11 protein-coding genes are annotated in these 16230 nt (G+C 38.8%); 3 read left to right on the forward strand and 8 right to left on the reverse strand.

Going from position 1 to position 16230, the window contains the following annotated elements; all coding sequences use genetic code 11:
* Positions 1 to 13 precede the first annotated feature (13 nt).
* Both hemL and H5122_RS11830 read left to right on the forward strand, forming a co-directional pair.
* Entirely contained in the window at positions 14 to 1294 is a 1281-nt protein-coding gene (gene hemL / locus H5122_RS11825) for a glutamate-1-semialdehyde 2,1-aminomutase (RefSeq protein WP_024604975.1), read from the forward strand.
* A 180-nt stretch (positions 1295 to 1474) separates the two neighbouring features.
* Positions 1475 to 3316, forward strand: coding sequence for a methyl-accepting chemotaxis protein (locus H5122_RS11830; protein WP_182682188.1), 1842 nt, complete (start codon positions 1475 to 1477; stop codon positions 3314 to 3316).
* A gap of 65 nt (positions 3317 to 3381) precedes the next feature.
* Here H5122_RS11830 and mrcB read toward each other — a convergent pair whose 3' ends face one another.
* From mrcB to H5122_RS11850, 4 genes are all read right to left on the reverse strand, one after another.
* Positions 3382 to 5724: a penicillin-binding protein 1B gene (gene mrcB / locus H5122_RS11835; RefSeq protein WP_182682187.1), complete on the reverse strand. Its 2343-nt coding sequence runs from the start codon at positions 5722 to 5724 to the stop codon at positions 3382 to 3384.
* Positions 5725 to 5873: 149 nt separating this feature from the next.
* Positions 5874 to 7103, reverse strand: coding sequence for an ammonium transporter (locus H5122_RS11840; RefSeq protein ID WP_182670816.1), 1230 nt, complete (start codon positions 7101 to 7103; stop codon positions 5874 to 5876).
* A 9-nt stretch (positions 7104 to 7112) separates the two neighbouring features.
* On the reverse strand, positions 7113 to 7451 hold the full coding sequence (locus H5122_RS11845; protein ID WP_004587162.1) for a P-II family nitrogen regulator: 339 nt from the start codon (positions 7449 to 7451) through the stop codon (positions 7113 to 7115).
* A gap of 211 nt (positions 7452 to 7662) precedes the next feature.
* Positions 7663 to 8886 carry a diguanylate cyclase domain-containing protein gene (locus H5122_RS11850; RefSeq protein WP_182670815.1) on the reverse strand — a complete coding sequence of 408 codons (1224 nt, stop codon included), beginning with the start codon at positions 8884 to 8886 and terminating at the stop codon, positions 7663 to 7665.
* Between the two features lie 364 nt (positions 8887 to 9250).
* On the opposite strand from H5122_RS11850, the gene H5122_RS11855 reads away from it, so the two are divergent.
* Positions 9251 to 10768 carry a S10 family peptidase gene (locus H5122_RS11855; protein ID WP_182673781.1) on the forward strand — a complete coding sequence of 506 codons (1518 nt, stop codon included), beginning with the start codon at positions 9251 to 9253 and terminating at the stop codon, positions 10766 to 10768.
* Between the two features lie 39 nt (positions 10769 to 10807).
* Here H5122_RS11855 and H5122_RS11860 read toward each other — a convergent pair whose 3' ends face one another.
* From H5122_RS11860 to H5122_RS11875, 4 genes are all read right to left on the reverse strand, one after another.
* Positions 10808 to 13039: an ATP-binding protein gene (locus tag H5122_RS11860; protein WP_182682186.1), complete on the reverse strand. Its 2232-nt coding sequence runs from the start codon at positions 13037 to 13039 to the stop codon at positions 10808 to 10810.
* Positions 13026 to 13835: a phosphate/phosphite/phosphonate ABC transporter substrate-binding protein gene (locus H5122_RS11865; RefSeq protein ID WP_182670812.1), complete on the reverse strand. Its 810-nt coding sequence runs from the start codon at positions 13833 to 13835 to the stop codon at positions 13026 to 13028. The genes H5122_RS11860 and H5122_RS11865 overlap by 14 nt, the downstream gene beginning before the upstream one ends.
* Positions 13836 to 13922: 87 nt before the next feature.
* The gene (locus H5122_RS11870) at positions 13923 to 14588 is read right to left on the reverse strand and encodes an START domain-containing protein (protein WP_182682185.1); all 666 of its coding nucleotides are present in this window, start codon (positions 14586 to 14588) and stop codon (positions 13923 to 13925) included.
* Positions 14589 to 16112 carry a CYTH and CHAD domain-containing protein gene (locus H5122_RS11875; RefSeq protein WP_024596277.1) on the reverse strand — a complete coding sequence of 508 codons (1524 nt, stop codon included), beginning with the start codon at positions 16110 to 16112 and terminating at the stop codon, positions 14589 to 14591. It lies immediately after the preceding gene.
* Positions 16113 to 16230: the final 118 nt, after the last annotated feature.

A 16230-nucleotide genomic window follows, 5' to 3' on the forward strand; every position in this document is an offset into this window, starting at 1 on the left:
TATAGGATTTTTCATGACAATTAGCCAAGACTTATTTGAACGCGCCCAAGCTTCTATTCCTGGTGGCGTAAACTCACCAGTTCGTGCTTTTAATGGTGTAGGCGGTACGCCACTATTCATTACAAAAGCAGAAGGCGCGTTTACATTTGATGCCGACGGTAATCGTTACATTGATTATGTTGGCTCTTGGGGGCCTATGATCATGGGCCATAATCACCCTGCAATTAAACAAGCTGTACACGAAGCTGTAGAAAATGGCCTTAGCTATGGCGCACCAACTGAAGCCGAAATATTAATGGCTGAAAAAGTAAAAGAGCTAGTTCCATCAATCGAAAAAGTACGCATGGTTAGCTCAGGCACTGAAGCGACAATGAGTGCAATTCGTTTAGCACGTGGCTTTACCGGTCGCGATAAAATATTAAAATTTGAAGGTTGTTACCACGGTCACGCTGACTCGTTATTAGTTAAGGCAGGCTCTGGTGCACTAACAATGGGTGTACCTAATTCTCCAGGTATTCCTGAAGACTTTGCTAAGCATACACTTACAGTTTCGTTTAATAATCTAGATGAAGTAAAAGCTATTTTTGCAAAATACGCAGACGAAATTGCCTGTATTATTGTAGAGCCAGTAGCCGGTAATATGAACTGTATTCCACCAGTGCCTGGCTTTTTAGAAGGTTTGCGTGATGTATGTGACGAATATAAATCAGTACTTATTTTTGATGAAGTAATGACAGGCTTTCGTGTTGCACTTGGCGGTGCACAAGCTTATTACAACATTAAACCAGATCTTACGTGTTTAGGTAAAGTAATTGGCGGCGGCATGCCAGTTGGCGCGTTTGGTGGTAAAACTGAAATAATGGATTACATTGCGCCTGTAGGACCAGTTTACCAAGCAGGTACTCTTTCTGGTAACCCTATTGCAATGGCTGCAGGTTTAAAATCACTTGAGCTATTAAGTGAGCCTGGCCTTCACGATAAGTTAGAAGCTATTTCAAAAGCAATTTGTGAAGGCTTTGAAGCTGGTGCTAAAAAAGCCGGTGTTGCGCTAACAACTAACTATGCGGGCGGCATGTATGGATTCTTTTTTACTGATGCTGAAAAAGTAACAACCTACAAGCAAGCAACTGAGTGTGACTTAGAGCGCTTCAAACGTTTTTTCCACCTTATGCTTGAAGAAGGCGTTTACCTTGCCCCATCAGCATTTGAGGCTGGTTTTGTATGTGCTGCGCATACTGAACAAGAAGTAAAAAACACAATAGCGGCGGCGGAACGCTCGTTTGCTAAACTTTAAGCTAAAAATTACTATTTATACATTTGTAACCACTTGTTTTTAAGTATGTAATTAAGACTAAAGATTGAAAAAAGCCCGAAAGGGCTTTTTTTATTTGTAATGTACTATAAATGAATGATAATTAAGCATAACAAGGTCTATTCACCTTTACCCTAATTACAAAAAATACAAGAGAGCCTTATGTCAGGATTACGCCAATTTTCTTTTCCCGCTATCCAACTAATGGCAAACTTAAAATACAAAACTAAAATCAGCTTAATGTTTGGAATTTTACTCGTTCCTCTAGCACTTAGTTTGTTTTTTTTAGTCTCGTTATTAAGTGAAAGTATTGCTGTTTCAAAAATGCAGCAGCAAGGCTTAAAAGGCTACAGATCTATACTTTCAAATCAAATGCAGGGAGATACGAATCAAAATATAAAAATAGCTCGTTCACTCGGCTTTGACATAAAGGATGATCAAGCAAATGAAGTACTTGAACTTGTTTCTATTCAATCAAATCTAGCCTTAGACAGTCAATTAGCAAGCGCTTATGTAAACCGCTCTTTAGTCACGCCAATTCCTGCACTTATAATGCAAATAAACTCAACAGCGCAAAGTGCTAATACTGTTTTGGCTAGTAACCGTTTTACGCCCGATACGTTTATAGCACTTTCAAATTTTAGTAAGTCACTTCCTTTATACGAAAAACAACTCGATAAAATACTCAATGTAGCCACCAATGCAGATAAATCAGTAAACAAAGCGCTCATGCCTCCTTTAACTAATTTACACAGTGCTGTGGGTGCATTTAAAAGAGCGATAGATGAAAAACTACTTGAGCCAGACGATATTCTATTAACTCAAGCAGAGTTCACTAAGCTAACAAACAACGTTCACAGTAGTATTAATCAACTTGTTAGTAAGAGCATTCCAACACTTGAGAGCCTTATTGAGGCAAAACTACAAACTCAGCAGTGGACACGAAATCTTGTTTTAGCTGCTTCATTAATCAGTTTGCTATTTGCTTTTTATTTGATGATTGGTTTCTATTTTGCAGTCGTTGATACCATTAATCGCTTTGCTGATGCCGCGAATAGAGCCGCGAATGGCGACTTAAATGCAACTATCGATTCGAGTACTAATGATGAAATGGGAATTATTGCATCGCGCTACAATGCATTACTTAATGCATTTTCACATTTATTATTTGATGTTAAAGCAAGTACAGAAGAGCTATGCGGCGCAACTAAATCGCTATCACATGCGAGTAGCGAAACAAGCAGTGATGTTTCAAAACAGCAAATTCGAGTAAATGCTATTTATAATGCACTAAGCGATATGGCTCAAAACGCACTTGCAGTTGAAGAGTCTGCGCATCAAGCTACGCTCACCGCGCAAGATGCTGCAGCTCATGTGAAACAAGGTTCAGACAATACAATGGAGCTTGCTAAATATATGCAAGACCTCCAAATTGAATTTGCAGAGAGCCAACAAGCGCTCGATAAACTAGCACAAGATAGCCAAGAAATTAGCAAAGTAAGTAAAGGGATCAGTGAAATAGCCGATCAAACAAACTTGCTTGCACTTAATGCCGCTATTGAAGCCGCGCGAGCTGGCGAGCATGGTCGTGGATTTGCCGTTGTAGCTGATGAGGTAAGAACACTTGCTCAGCGTACACAAACACAAACCCAAGAAATACATCAAATTATTAGCTCTTTACAACAAGCATCTGACGACACCCAGCAAAAAATGCGCTCAAGTGTTGAAAAAATGGAGCAATCAGTAAAAGCAGCCAATCAAACCAATGAAGTATTGCAAAGTGCAGAGCAAAGTATGGGCGATATTAAACATCAAGGAGAAGTAATTGCAGAGCGTGTTAAACAGCAATCAAATGCAACAACACAAGCATTAAATGATTCGCAAGAAGTGAGTAATTTAGCAGATCAAACGCTAACATCGGCTCAATCAACGCTACAAGATGCACAGCAATTAAGTCGCTTATCTAATGATTTAACCAAATCAATGCAGTTTTTTAAGTCTTAAGCGTTAACTACAACTTACAACAAAGCCGCTAAATAAGCGGCTTTGTTGTTTAAAGTAATCTTAAATTAACGTATGCATTGCGGCCTAGGCTCGAACTCACTCGCCCTAAGCGGTAGCTGAATCACCTTGCCACATCCTGGTGGTGCCTGCTTACCCGTTTGCTCATTTACAAATGCCCAGCGAATTGATGGTGGACGAGTATCAGCTATTGCTTGTGGGTTAAGCGGCTTTAAGTAACGAATATACGCTTCTAATGCGCCTACGCTGCCTGTTAAACCAGTGCTTTTGTTGTCATCTCGACCAAGCCACGCAACAGTCACTGTATTTTGATCAAAGCCTGCAAACCAACTATCACGTAAATCGTTGCTGGTCCCTGTTTTACCAGCGAGCTGGATTGACGGAAAGTGTAAATTTAAGCGTTTAGCAGTGCCATCTTTCGTTACGCGTTTCATCGCGTATTTGGTCATATACATTGCAGATTTATCAAAACGAGGCTCTGCATTTACTTTATGCTTATAAAGTACTTTACCAACAGAGTCAGTTAATGCCGAAATTGCAGTGAGCTTTTTATATTCGCCATCTGCGGCAATTGTTGTATAAAGCTGAGCCACTTCAAAACTCGACATTTCAACAGCCCCTAAAAGCAGCGATGGGTATTCGTCTATCGCCCCTGTTGCGCCTAAACCTTTCAATGTATTTACTACTTTATCAACACCTACATCGAGGCCTAAATTAACCGCTGGGATATTTATACTGTTACTAAATGCTTTATAAAGTGGAATTGCACCACGGTATTGGTGGTCAAAATTTTCTGGTTGCCACACTTTCCCTTGCTCATTTGTGACCTGTACTGGCGAGTCATCAAGCAAAGTAGCTAAATTATAATGTGGCAATTGCAGTGCGGTTAAATACACGGCAGGTTTTACAAGCGAGCCTATATTACGTTTCGTGTCTAAAACACGGTTAAATCCTGAATATCGAACATCGCGACCAGCAATAAGTGCAGAAACACCGCCTTTTTCTACATTAACAGAGATCATGGCTGCTTCTAGTTTTTCAGTTCTAGGGCGATTCTCCAAGTACGGTAAGCTCTTTTCAATAGACTCTTCCATTACTGTTTGCTTTTGCAAATCAAAATAAGTAAATACTCTTACGCCTGCATCAAGTGTTTGCTGATCAGGTAATAATTCATTTAACTCTCTGTTTACTAGCTCTAAATAGCCTGGGTATGATTTTTGTAAACTGGCTTTCATTGGCGCAATATCAATTGGGCGATTAAGCGATGCACGGTACTCTTTTGTGCTAAGTAACTTATTTTCGACCATTAGACGCAGCACTAAGTCCCTGCGCTCCATTGTGCGCTCTTTATAACGACGTGGGTTGTAATAAGATGGGCCTTTAACCATTGCCACCAGCAGAGCAATTTGATCGTACTCAAGCTCGTCTACAGGCTTTGAAAAGTAAAAGTCAGAAGCAAGCCCCATACCATGGATACCTTGGTTGTATGACTGCCCTAGGTATACCTCATTTAAGTAAGCTTCTAATATCTGATCTTTTGAATAGCGATAATCTAAAATAAGGGCAATAAAGGCCTCATTTATTTTTCGTACTAAAGAACGCTCACGCGTGAGGTATATATTTTTAGCTAATTGCTGAGTAAGCGTACTGCCACCTTGAACGGTGCGTCCCGCTTTAATATTTGAATAAAGCGCACGTAAAATAGAAAACACCGACACACCATGGTGATCATAAAAATCACGGTCTTCAACTACCAGTAGCGTATCTTTAAGCATGGCTGGGAACTTATCTAGCGGTACAAATTCTCTATCTTGTTTAGAGTCGTTGCCAATTCGCGCTATTTGCACAGGTTCTAGGCGAGCAGAGTTTAAACGTCTGCCGAACTTATCTTTAATGGTCGCAACTTTTTGCCCTGCAAAACGAAGTTCAATAATATGTGATTCTTCAAGGCCATCATAAAATTCAAAATCACGGCGATAAATCTTGATGCTATCTGCTGTTTTAACAAACTGCCCTGTTCTGCTTAATCTATTAACAGATGAATAATGTAAACGCTCTAATTCAAACACAACTTCTTGGCTTGATAAAAATTGCCCCGGATAAAACTCCATGGAACGAGCATACACTTGCGCTGGAAGTTGCCATTTATTACCTTCAAATATACGTGTAGTTTTTGAATCTAAATAAATGAAATACATTGCCATTGCAATAAAAACAGCCAAGCTGAATTTCCAAAACACTGACCATGTTTTTCTCATAAAAGAGCGTTTTACAGTGGGCTTCACTGTTTTTTTACTGCCCTTTGATGTGCTTTTTTTTGTCGTGCTTGACGATTTACTAGCACGTTTAGCTGCAGGCTTGCTGGTAGGTGTTTTTTTATTGTCGGCCATTTAAGTGTAATTTGTTCCAAGGGTTATTCACGAGTGTGAGCTTAGCATATTGGGCATATCCTAACATCCGAAAGTTAACCCCCCCTGAAACAAAAAAAGCCCTACCGAAGTAGGGCTTTGTGTAAACACACTATTATTTAAATAAACTATTAGCTATTTCGAACAGAAACAAACTCTGGGTAGGCTTCAATACCACAATCGTGTTGATCCATACCGTTTAGTTCTTCCTCTTCAGTTACTCGTATACCCATTGTTTTGTTAAGCACAGTCCAAACAATAAATGATGCTACAAATACAAAGGCAAGAATACAAAGTAGGCCAATTAACTGATTAACAAAGCTTGCATCACCATTGGTTAGCGGTACTAACATAATACCTAATGCACCACACACACCGTGTACAGAGATAGCACCTACTGGATCGTCAATCTTAACTTTATCAAGTGCTATAATGCTAAACACAACTAATGAGCCACCAAGTAAACCTAGTAAACATGCCATTAATGGAGAAGGTGAAAGTGGGTCAGCAGTAATTACAACTAAACCTGCTAATGCACCGTTTAATACCATGGTTAAATCTGATTTGCCCCAAAGTATCTTACATACAAACAGTGCAGCAATAGCACCCATTGCAGCAGCTGCATTAGTATTAAGTAATATTTGACCTACCGCTGTTGCGTTTTCTTTATCCGAAAGTAGTAATTGAGAACCACCGTTAAAGCCAAACCAACCCATCCATAAAATAAATGTACCTAGTGTAGCAAGTGGTAAGTTTGAACCTGGAATTGGGTATATTTCACCGTTTTTACCATATTTTCCTTTACGAGCACCTAGGATTAACACACCCGCTAGTGCAGCAGCTGCACCTGCGCCATGTACAATTGCAGAACCTGCAAAATCTACAAAGCCCATTTCAGATAAGAAACCACCACCCCATGTCCAGTAACCTTCAATAGGGTAAATAAAACCAGTTAGTACTACAGCAAAGCCAAGGAAAGCCCATAGCTTCATACGCTCAGCAACTGCACCCGATACAATCGACATAGCCGTTGCAACAAATACTACTTGGAAGAAAAAATCAGATTCTAAAGAATGGTCAGCATCAGCAGCTTGTGTGCCAATTAAAGCGCCTATTGAAGGAATAAAACCACCTTCGGCATTGTCTACATACATAATGTTGTAGCCAACTAATAAAAACATCGTACATGCAATTGAATACAGCGCGACATTTTTAGTTAAAATTTCAGCTGTGTTTTTAGAACGAACTAAGCCCGCTTCTAACATGGCAAAACCTGCTGCCATCCACATTACTAATATACCTGATATTAAAAAATAGAAGGTATCGAGTGAAAACTTTAGTTCTATTATTGTATTTTCCATGAGACCCCCTTAAATTGCTTCTTCGTCAAGTTCGCCAGTACGGATACGAACAATTTGATCTAAGTCGTACACGAAAATTTTCCCGTCACCGATTTTACCTGTTGATGCAATTTTAGTAATTGCTTCAACAACGCGTTGACAATTTTCAGTACGAGTTGCAATTTCAAGTTTGATCTTAGGAATAAAATCTACTTGGTATTCTGCACCACGATATAACTCAGTATGACCTCGTTGACGTCCAAAACCTTTAACATCAACTACTGTCATCCCCTCAATTCCTAAATCAGCGAGTGCTTCACGCACGTCGTCTAATTTAAATGGTTTTATGATTGCACTAATCATTTTCATAGCGGCCCCCTCGGACTCTTTATTGTTATCCTGTTGGGTTAAACAATCCAACCTTTGTGCCACTATTTTTATATTTTTTAAAACAATAAGTTAGTGAAAAACAGAAACTAAATAACAAAAAAAACGCACCAATTAGGTGCGTTAATTTAACAAGTTATCTACATTGGTGCGTGCAATATATTAATTGCATGCTTAGCTTTATATAACAGAGCTATACCACGCAGTTTCTACCTTGGTTTTTAGCTTCGTATAATGCTTTGTCAGCAACACGCATTGCCTGCGTCAAGCTAGTGTCTTGAAAGTCTGCCAAGCCTATACTTGTAGTAATTTTAATTGATTTATCGCTGATAGAAAAATCGTAACTAGCCAGCTTTTTTCTAAATGCTTCAAGGTATTCACGACCACGTTCAAGCTCTATCTCAGGTAATATTATGGCAAACTCTTCTCCACCAACCCGTGCAACTGTAAACTTTGAAAACGTAGTACGGATTAATGAACCAACCTGCTTTAAAGCCTGATCGCCACCCTCATGGCCTAATGTATCGTTAATATTTTTGAAAAAATCGATATCTAACAATGCGAGAGTATTTTTCTGGTTTTTACTTTTAAGGAGCTTTTCTGCATATTGATAAAAATAGCGTCGATTATGAAGCCCTGTTAAATGATCCCTATGCGCGCTTTCTTTAATATCTGAAATTAACGATAGTTGCTCCATTGTTTGAAGTACTCGACAATGAAACTCCTCATTCATAAATGGCTTTGTTAAAAAGTCATTGGCGCCATATTTAATAAATCGCGCTGATAGGCCATGTTTCCCCGCGCCCGACAAGCCAATAATTGCTAAGTCGTCTCGGCCTCTAAAGTTACGTACCGCTTTTACAAGTTCAAAGCCATCCATAGAAGGCATAGCGTAGTCGGTCATAAGTAGCTTTATATCAGGATTAGCTTTTAATATTTCGAGTGCTTGTTGTCCATCGTGGGCATCTGTCACATCAAACAATTGCTTTTCAAGCATTTGCTTCATTAACGAGCGGCTCAGTAATGAATCATCTGCTACTAATGCTTTACAACCTTGGTTTCTTAGCAATTGCGCAACGAGTTTAACGGCGTAATGGTAAGAGTCGCGATTATCTTTAATAACATAATCAACTACACCTAATTCAAGCATTTGTTGGCGCTTGTACTCATCTATTTTTGAGGTTAAAACAACCGTAGGAATCTTTTTAGATAAAGTATATTTTGCGACTTCACCGTGAGGAGCATCTGGCAAGGTTAAATCAACTAACGCAAGCGTGTAGTCGTATTTTTCTACGTAAGTGGCACATTCAGCTAAAGACCAAGCAAAATCGATTGCCACATCAAGGTATTGTGCAGTTAAGTGGCGAAGTACCTGCTGCACTACTTTACTGTCTTCAACCACTAATACTCTTTGCATAAAGCTTCTCTTTACCTTTAATTAGTTTTACCACAAAACGACAAATACCACGCAATTACTGCAATAGCATTAGTCATAAACATCCGGTGTAGAGTGCACTTATGTGCTTGAAAGCGTAATCCGTTAGATTTTTTTGGTGATAGCCTGTATAAAAAATCAATACAAGTAGGCCGCAATATACCTGAATTTTGCAATTAACTAAATAAAGAAAGTAAATCCAAAATAACTATAAAAGCGATTAATACGCGTCTTTCAATATATTAATACCTTACTTAACCAGTATTATCGGCCACTAGTCTCAATACTTTTGTTATTTAACTCATTTTTATCTTTAATGATGTATCAACAATAATAAGGACACCTAATGAAGCTTAGTCGTATTATCAGTTTACCGATAACAGTTATTGCATTAATAATTAGTACAAGCACGCTTGCCGATAACCAACGTCGTATTGATGTAGACAGCAAAGTAGTTACCCAACATAAGGCTAAAATTAATGGCCAGCGTTTTAGTTATACCGTAGCTACAGGCACACAACCTGTATGGGATGATAAAGGCGACGCGGTTGCTACACTACAATACACCTACTACACACGTGACAAAGTTGACGACAGGACAGCTCGCCCATTACTTATTTCATTTAATGGCGGGCCGGGTTCGGCTTCTGTATGGATGCATCTTGCTTATACTGGCCCTCGCGTATTAAAAATTGATGACGAAGGCTATCCAATTCAACCTTATGGCGTAAAAGACAATCCATATTCTGTACTTGATATTGCCGATATTGTTTACGTAAACCCGGTAAATACTGGCTACTCACGCGTACTTGAAAACGAAAAAGGCGAACTGCCTTCTAAAGCAAAACAAAAAGAGCTATTTTTTGGTGTTAATGCCGATATTAAATACCTTGCTGAGTGGTTAAATACTTTTGTAAATAGAGCCCAGCGCTGGCGCTCGCCTAAATTTTTAATTGGTGAAAGCTACGGTACAACGCGTGTGTCTGGACTCGCTCATGAGCTTCAAAACAGTCAGTGGATGTACATAAACGGTGTTGTTCTCGTATCACCTACCGATATTGGTATTAAGCGCGATGGCCCAATAAAAGCTGCCAACCGCCTACCTTACTTCGCTGCAACTGCTTGGTATCACAAAGCACTTAAAGCCGATTTACAAGCTAAAGACTTAGACGAGCTATTACCAGAAGTTGAGCTGTTTACTGTAAATGAGTTAATCCCAGCGCTTGCTAAAGGTGGTTTTATTAATGCTGATGAAAAGCGACGCATAATTACAAAAATGGCGCACTACGCTGGCTTATCAGAAAAATTTGTTGAGCAAAATAACTTAGATATTCCAACTCAGTTTTTCTGGAAAGAGCTACTACGTGAACGTGGTCAAACTGTGGGTCGCTTAGATTCTCGTTATTTAGGAATAGATAAACGCGACGCAGGTGAATCCCCAGACTACTGGGCTGAACTTACCTCTTGGTTACACTCTTTCACTCCTGCAATTAATCACTACTTACGTGAAGAGTTAAACTATAAAACTGATGTAAAATATAACTTATTTGGTAATGTCCATCCATGGGATAGAACCGGTAATAATACAGGCGAAAACCTACGTTTAGCAATGGCACAAAACCCTTACTTAAACGTGATGATCCAATCAGGATTCTTTGATGGCGCAACCAATTACTTTGACGCTAAATATACGTTATGGCAATTAGACCCAAGCGGTAAAATGAAAGACCGTTTGAGCTTTAAAGGCTACAGAAGCGGACACATGATGTACCTTCGCCACGCTGATTTAGAAAGCTCTAATAACGATTTACGTGACTTTATAAAGCACGCTTTACCCAAAAAAGGGCAAGCGGCTAAATACTAAAATACCTAAAACAAAAAATGGCTCTTTAAGAGCCATTTTTTATGTGCGTTTTTCATATCGTAAACAATAGCTTTTAAGTTGTGTGACTACAGCGTTAAAGCGCTCTTCCAGCTGCTGTATATATTCATTTTTGACTGTTTCGTTTTCTGCCTGCGTTTCTATCTGCTGGCATATATTTGCCAACTCAATAGCCCCCACAGACTTTGAAGACGACTTTAATGCATGAGCCTGAAAAGCTAAATCAACATAGTTTTTACTCTTAGCATACGCGTTAGCTAATTTAATTTGCTCCCCTGCTGTTTGTAAAAACGCATTAAATACCATGCAATGTACGCTAGGATCATCACCAAGCATTGCTTTTAATAATGTGATATCTAGTTGATCAAAACTATCTGAAGCTATATTTTCACCATCTGATTTTTCTGAACGTGTATTGACCATAGTTTGAGAATGCTCCATCAATAACGACTTTAATTTAACAAGCTCAATAGGCTTTGTTAAAAAGCCATTCATTCCACAAGCATAACAATTATCTATGTTGTTTTTGGTAATGTTGGCTGTAATTGCAATTATAATCAGTTCATCAAAATGAGTGTTTTCGCGTATTTTTTTGGCTAACCCTAACCCATCGAGTAAGGGCATTTGAATGTCGGTTAGTAAAATATCAAAGCGTTTATTTTGTATGGCCTCCCAAGCTTGCTCACCGTTACTTACAAAAGTAGAGCACATTCCAAGCATAGTTAATTGCTGTTTTAACACTTGCTGATTTGTAACTTGATCTTCTGCCACTAAAATCTCAAGCGTAGGAAGCGTTACCGCATTTAAGCTTTGCTGTGTTATTTGAGGGGCTTGCACTTGTGCTGGCAAGTCAGTTTGATTAAAACTGTTAAAGTTTAGCGTAAAACAAGAACCTTTGTGCTGCTCGCTCTGCGCGCTCAAAGACCCTTGCATACGCTCTACCAGCTGCTTAGTTATCACTAAACCAATACCGGTCCCATTTACTTTACTGGTTTCAGCTCCTAAGCGGTCAAAAGGTTTAAATAGGCGAGAAATGTCATCTGGAGAAAATCCACATCCGGTATCTATTACATCTATTTCGCATTGTTTATTACTTAACACCCGACAATTAATATTAATGCTGCCATTTGGTTTGTTGTATTTAATCGCATTTGAAAGCAAGTTAAGCATCACTTGTTTAAAGCGGCGCTGATCAATATAAATACTCAATCCTTCTAAGGACTCAAAACCGTGAGTTTGCAGTGTTATTGATTGCCCTTTAATAAGCTCAGTGACAAGCTCTACTGACTCTTCTAATATGCTTTTAATAGGCACATAAGAAAAACTAAACTGCATATTACCCGACTCAATAGCCGTTAAATCAAGCACATCGTCTATGAGTAATAGTAAATGCTCTCCAGCTTGATAAATGCTTTTCGCGTTTTCTTTTTGTACTTTATTAGCACTCTCATCATATCCATACAGCTGGGCTAAGCCTAAAATCGCATTTAATGGAGTTCTTAATTCGTGGCTCATACTGGCCATAAAATCTGACTTTGCTTTACTTGCAGACTCAGCTTGAATGCGTAATGCATTTAATTTTTGATGGTTATTCGCAACCTCATCAACCATATTATTAAATGCATTTATTACACTGCCCACTTCATTTTGTTGTTGTTTATCTATATGGCAATCAAAGTCGCCTTTGGCTAAACGTGAAAACCCAAGTTTTAGCGTCCTCAAAGGCGATGTAACCCTGTAATCCACCAGCCAAGCTAAACCTATAAAAACGATAACTAAAATAATAAATTGTATATATATTAAGGTGTAATGAAGTTTTGAAGATTCGTTAATTTCATTCGTAAAATTAACAACCAAGCTAATATTAGCCAGCGGTTTGTCTAAAAATACCACATGTTGAGATAACAGCATGTCGCCGTTTTCATTTGCTCCAACCCAATTATCAAGCGGATACAATTGGTTTTTTGAATCAACATCAACAATTTTAATACTTTTCCAATTAGGGCGAGTTTGAAGTTGACTGTCTATCTCTTCATATAGCTCTGCATATTGCCTAGTTAACAACGGAGTCGTTATAGAAGTCGATAACTGCGCTAAAGAACGCTGAGCAGCCTTTGAAAGGCCATCGTTTACCCAACGCGCTTGCTCAGGTAAGGCGTAAAACATAAAAAGACAGGCCATAAGCAAGCCACAAAGCAATACCACAATAAAGCTTTGCGCCCTTAGGCTACGAAACCCTCTAATTTTCAACATAAAAAGAGCGCAACCCCCACTGAGTTAACTGCTGATACTCAGCTAAAGTTGCAATACTAGGTTTAATAATTGGGATACCTGCAAGTAAATGTTTATGCTCTGCGCTTTGCCCTATATCTAAAATAGCTTGTTGCACTTTTAACTGTATTGCAGCATCAACCCTTGGGTGGGCGACAATTGGGTGGCGACTAATTTCACGCGTTTTATAAAGAATTTTGAGTTTGTTTTGTAAGCTTTCTGGTTGTTGTTTAAATGTGCCCATTACACCACCGCCCGCCATTGTTGAGTGCAGTGCAACATTTAAATATACCGATGGATGAGTTTGGACATATACAGGCTTTATTGTTAGCCCGTATAACAATGCTAAATCAGCTCTCATTAATAATGACGCACCTAATGCGTTAGGTGCAGGGAATGCTATTTCAGCGCCCTCTAGTTGGCTTAAATTATCAATATCACTGTCTTTGTTTACGAGTAAAATACCTTGCAGCTTTCGCCCTGCATCTTTTATTAGTGGTAAATATCCCTGTTTTTCGTATGCTACAACACTATGCCATGGGTTCATGTATGCAAAGTCGTACTCGCCATTAGCAAAGGCTTTTTCAAATACAGGAATAGACTCAACTGTAATTAGCTTTATTGTTACTCCTGTTTGCTTACTTACTTGCTTTAACAAAGGTTGCCAAATAGTATTTAGCTTTTGCGGCTCGTATTGCGGCACTACACCAAAGGTATATTCTTGAGCTAATAAGAATGAGCTGTGTATCAAACATAATATAGCCACTAAATACTTCATCAATTCTCCAAATAATAGCGTGTCATTATTGCTTAAGCGTAGTTAAAGACTACTCAACACACCATTAAATTATTATATATTCGATATTTAGCATTGACCTGCTTTGATTACAGGTAGTTTTGGAGTGTATTTCTTATCTGTGAGCATATGATGCAAGTTTATAAATGTGGTGTAAGTACTTTTCAATCCGACCTTATTGCTTAGCCAAGTAGGTATTGCCCCATCAAGCAAAGCATATACTTGGTACTCAATATCAAGGCGGCCTTTGTCCTCGCTCAGTAGCCAGCGTGCATTTAAAGTAGTAATTCTTATAACGCCATTATTTTTGGGCTGCTTATTAGGGCGAGCACTAATAAGCAATTGGCTTGTATTTGCAGTTAACTGTGAATAACAAGAATAAGTAATGCTATCTCTATCTCTAATAGGCCAAGGAGAATTAAAATAACTGTACACTAAATTTTCTGATGGGCTTATGTGCTTAATAACCTTTACCTGAGATATATTTTCGAGCCATTGGGGTGCGGCATCGGTATCACTAAGTAATTCTAAAAACTCATTGGTGGATACGCCTTTCACGCTCATCTGCGCTTTTACTTCAAAGGTATTATCACTGTGGCTTTGATAATACACACTTACGCCATTTTTGTTTTTATACAAATGCCATATGGGCTCAGCGTAAGTGTTAAAACTACCTAATAAAAAAATAACGAATAAACACTTTTGCAACTGAATTTTATTACAAAAGCGCATCATTTATTTTTGCCAGTAAGGTTCTATGTCTAGTGAAGCAAGGCGACTTTGCTCCATGGCACTGACCAAATATTCAGACTTTTGTTCAAGCCATGACTGGATTTTAGCAAGCTGTTCGTCTTCTTGCCCTGCACATAATTGCTTTAAATACTCAAGCGTACTTAATTCATAAATACCATGAGAAATATCAAGCCAAGGCAATCTAAATTCTAGGCGTTCTTCTTTATCAAATAACGATCCTAAACAGTTACCGCTCAGTAGGCTATTTTCAAGCTGAGTTCGCAGGTTTAAATACGAAGCGACATCGAGTGTTTGCTCCTTTGGAAGCAACTCGTGCAGGTTTTTCCAGTCTTTATTAAAAAGCCTATTGGCAATAGACGATACATTTTGCTCAGCCGCTTGAAGCTCTGCTTGCCCCCAGTCTTTACGCCATTGCTTATCGATTAACCAGGTAGTTAACGACAGTAACAAACGATTATAACGTGCGCTGTGAAACAGTGCATTTATATCGTCAATGCTTGGCTGTAACTCTTTTAAGTCGCCAATGACTTGAGCAAGTGCTGGCGCCGCATTAATTTTTTTATAAAAAGCATGGCGTTTAGACGTGTACGTTTTTAATTGAATCGCGTTTTCTACCCACGCTAACTCACTTAATAACCATTTAAGTTCGGTACGTAAGTGCTCTGTACTTTCTTTAGATACTATATCGTCGTATAGCCAAAAAGTATGGCGGATTAAACTGATGCCGTCAGTTACGCGTTTAAGTGTTTTTAAACTTGGCTTATCGAAATAGCACTGCTCGTGCTTTTGTACAAAGCGAATACCAAAGTTCATGGCTTCAACTAAAGCACGCTCTTGAGTAGTCGACTTTGGTAATTGTACAAAACCAATAGATTTGCTTGGCATTAAAGGTTTTTCATCAGCAAGTCGATAACCACGCGCGGCCTTAGAATACAAACCTAAGCGTATGCAGTTTTGGCTAACTAGTATATCTGCAAATGCAAACAGCTCATTACGACTGCCCTCAACAAGCTCAATTTCTAGCTCGCTAATAATTTCAATTTTACCCGAAGCCGCAATTTCACCTTTATCGAGTACGACTTCAATTTTAGCGCCACTTTCGGTTTCAATTAACCAAGTACGACGAATAAAGTTAGTACTAAATATTGGATACAGGTTTTTTGAGATGGCGCTTATTTGCATGCCATGAGGCCAAATATCAGCATCAAACGCCATTAAATTAGGGCGGCTTGATTCAATTGGTAAATTGTACTCTGGACGTTGGTGTAAACCACCTACCACTTCACCTGCAAGCTTTATAGTTTGCTCGCATTCGCTGTCAGAACAACGCGTTCTAAAGCCTATATCAAGCGCTCTAAGCTCTCTGCTTGGCGTATCGTAGTATGCATTTTGTAAGCTGCGAGACGGTTTATTCTTCACCGTTTTTGCAAATTGAGTAATTAATGAGGGGATCAGTGGAATAACGGCATCTGATACCAAAAATTTCAGTTCTATCTCAGTATCCATTCGGTTTGCGGATTACCTTTAAAATAAATAAGTGCTCAAAATAAACAAAGCGCCTTAACAATGCAAATTTTTTAACCTTATTTTAGGGCCTGATGACCTTTGCGGATTAAAATTCGTT

The sequence above is a fragment of the Pseudoalteromonas sp. SG43-8 genome (genome assembly GCF_014164245.1).
Classification (GTDB): domain Bacteria; phylum Pseudomonadota; class Gammaproteobacteria; order Enterobacterales; family Alteromonadaceae; genus Pseudoalteromonas; species Pseudoalteromonas distincta.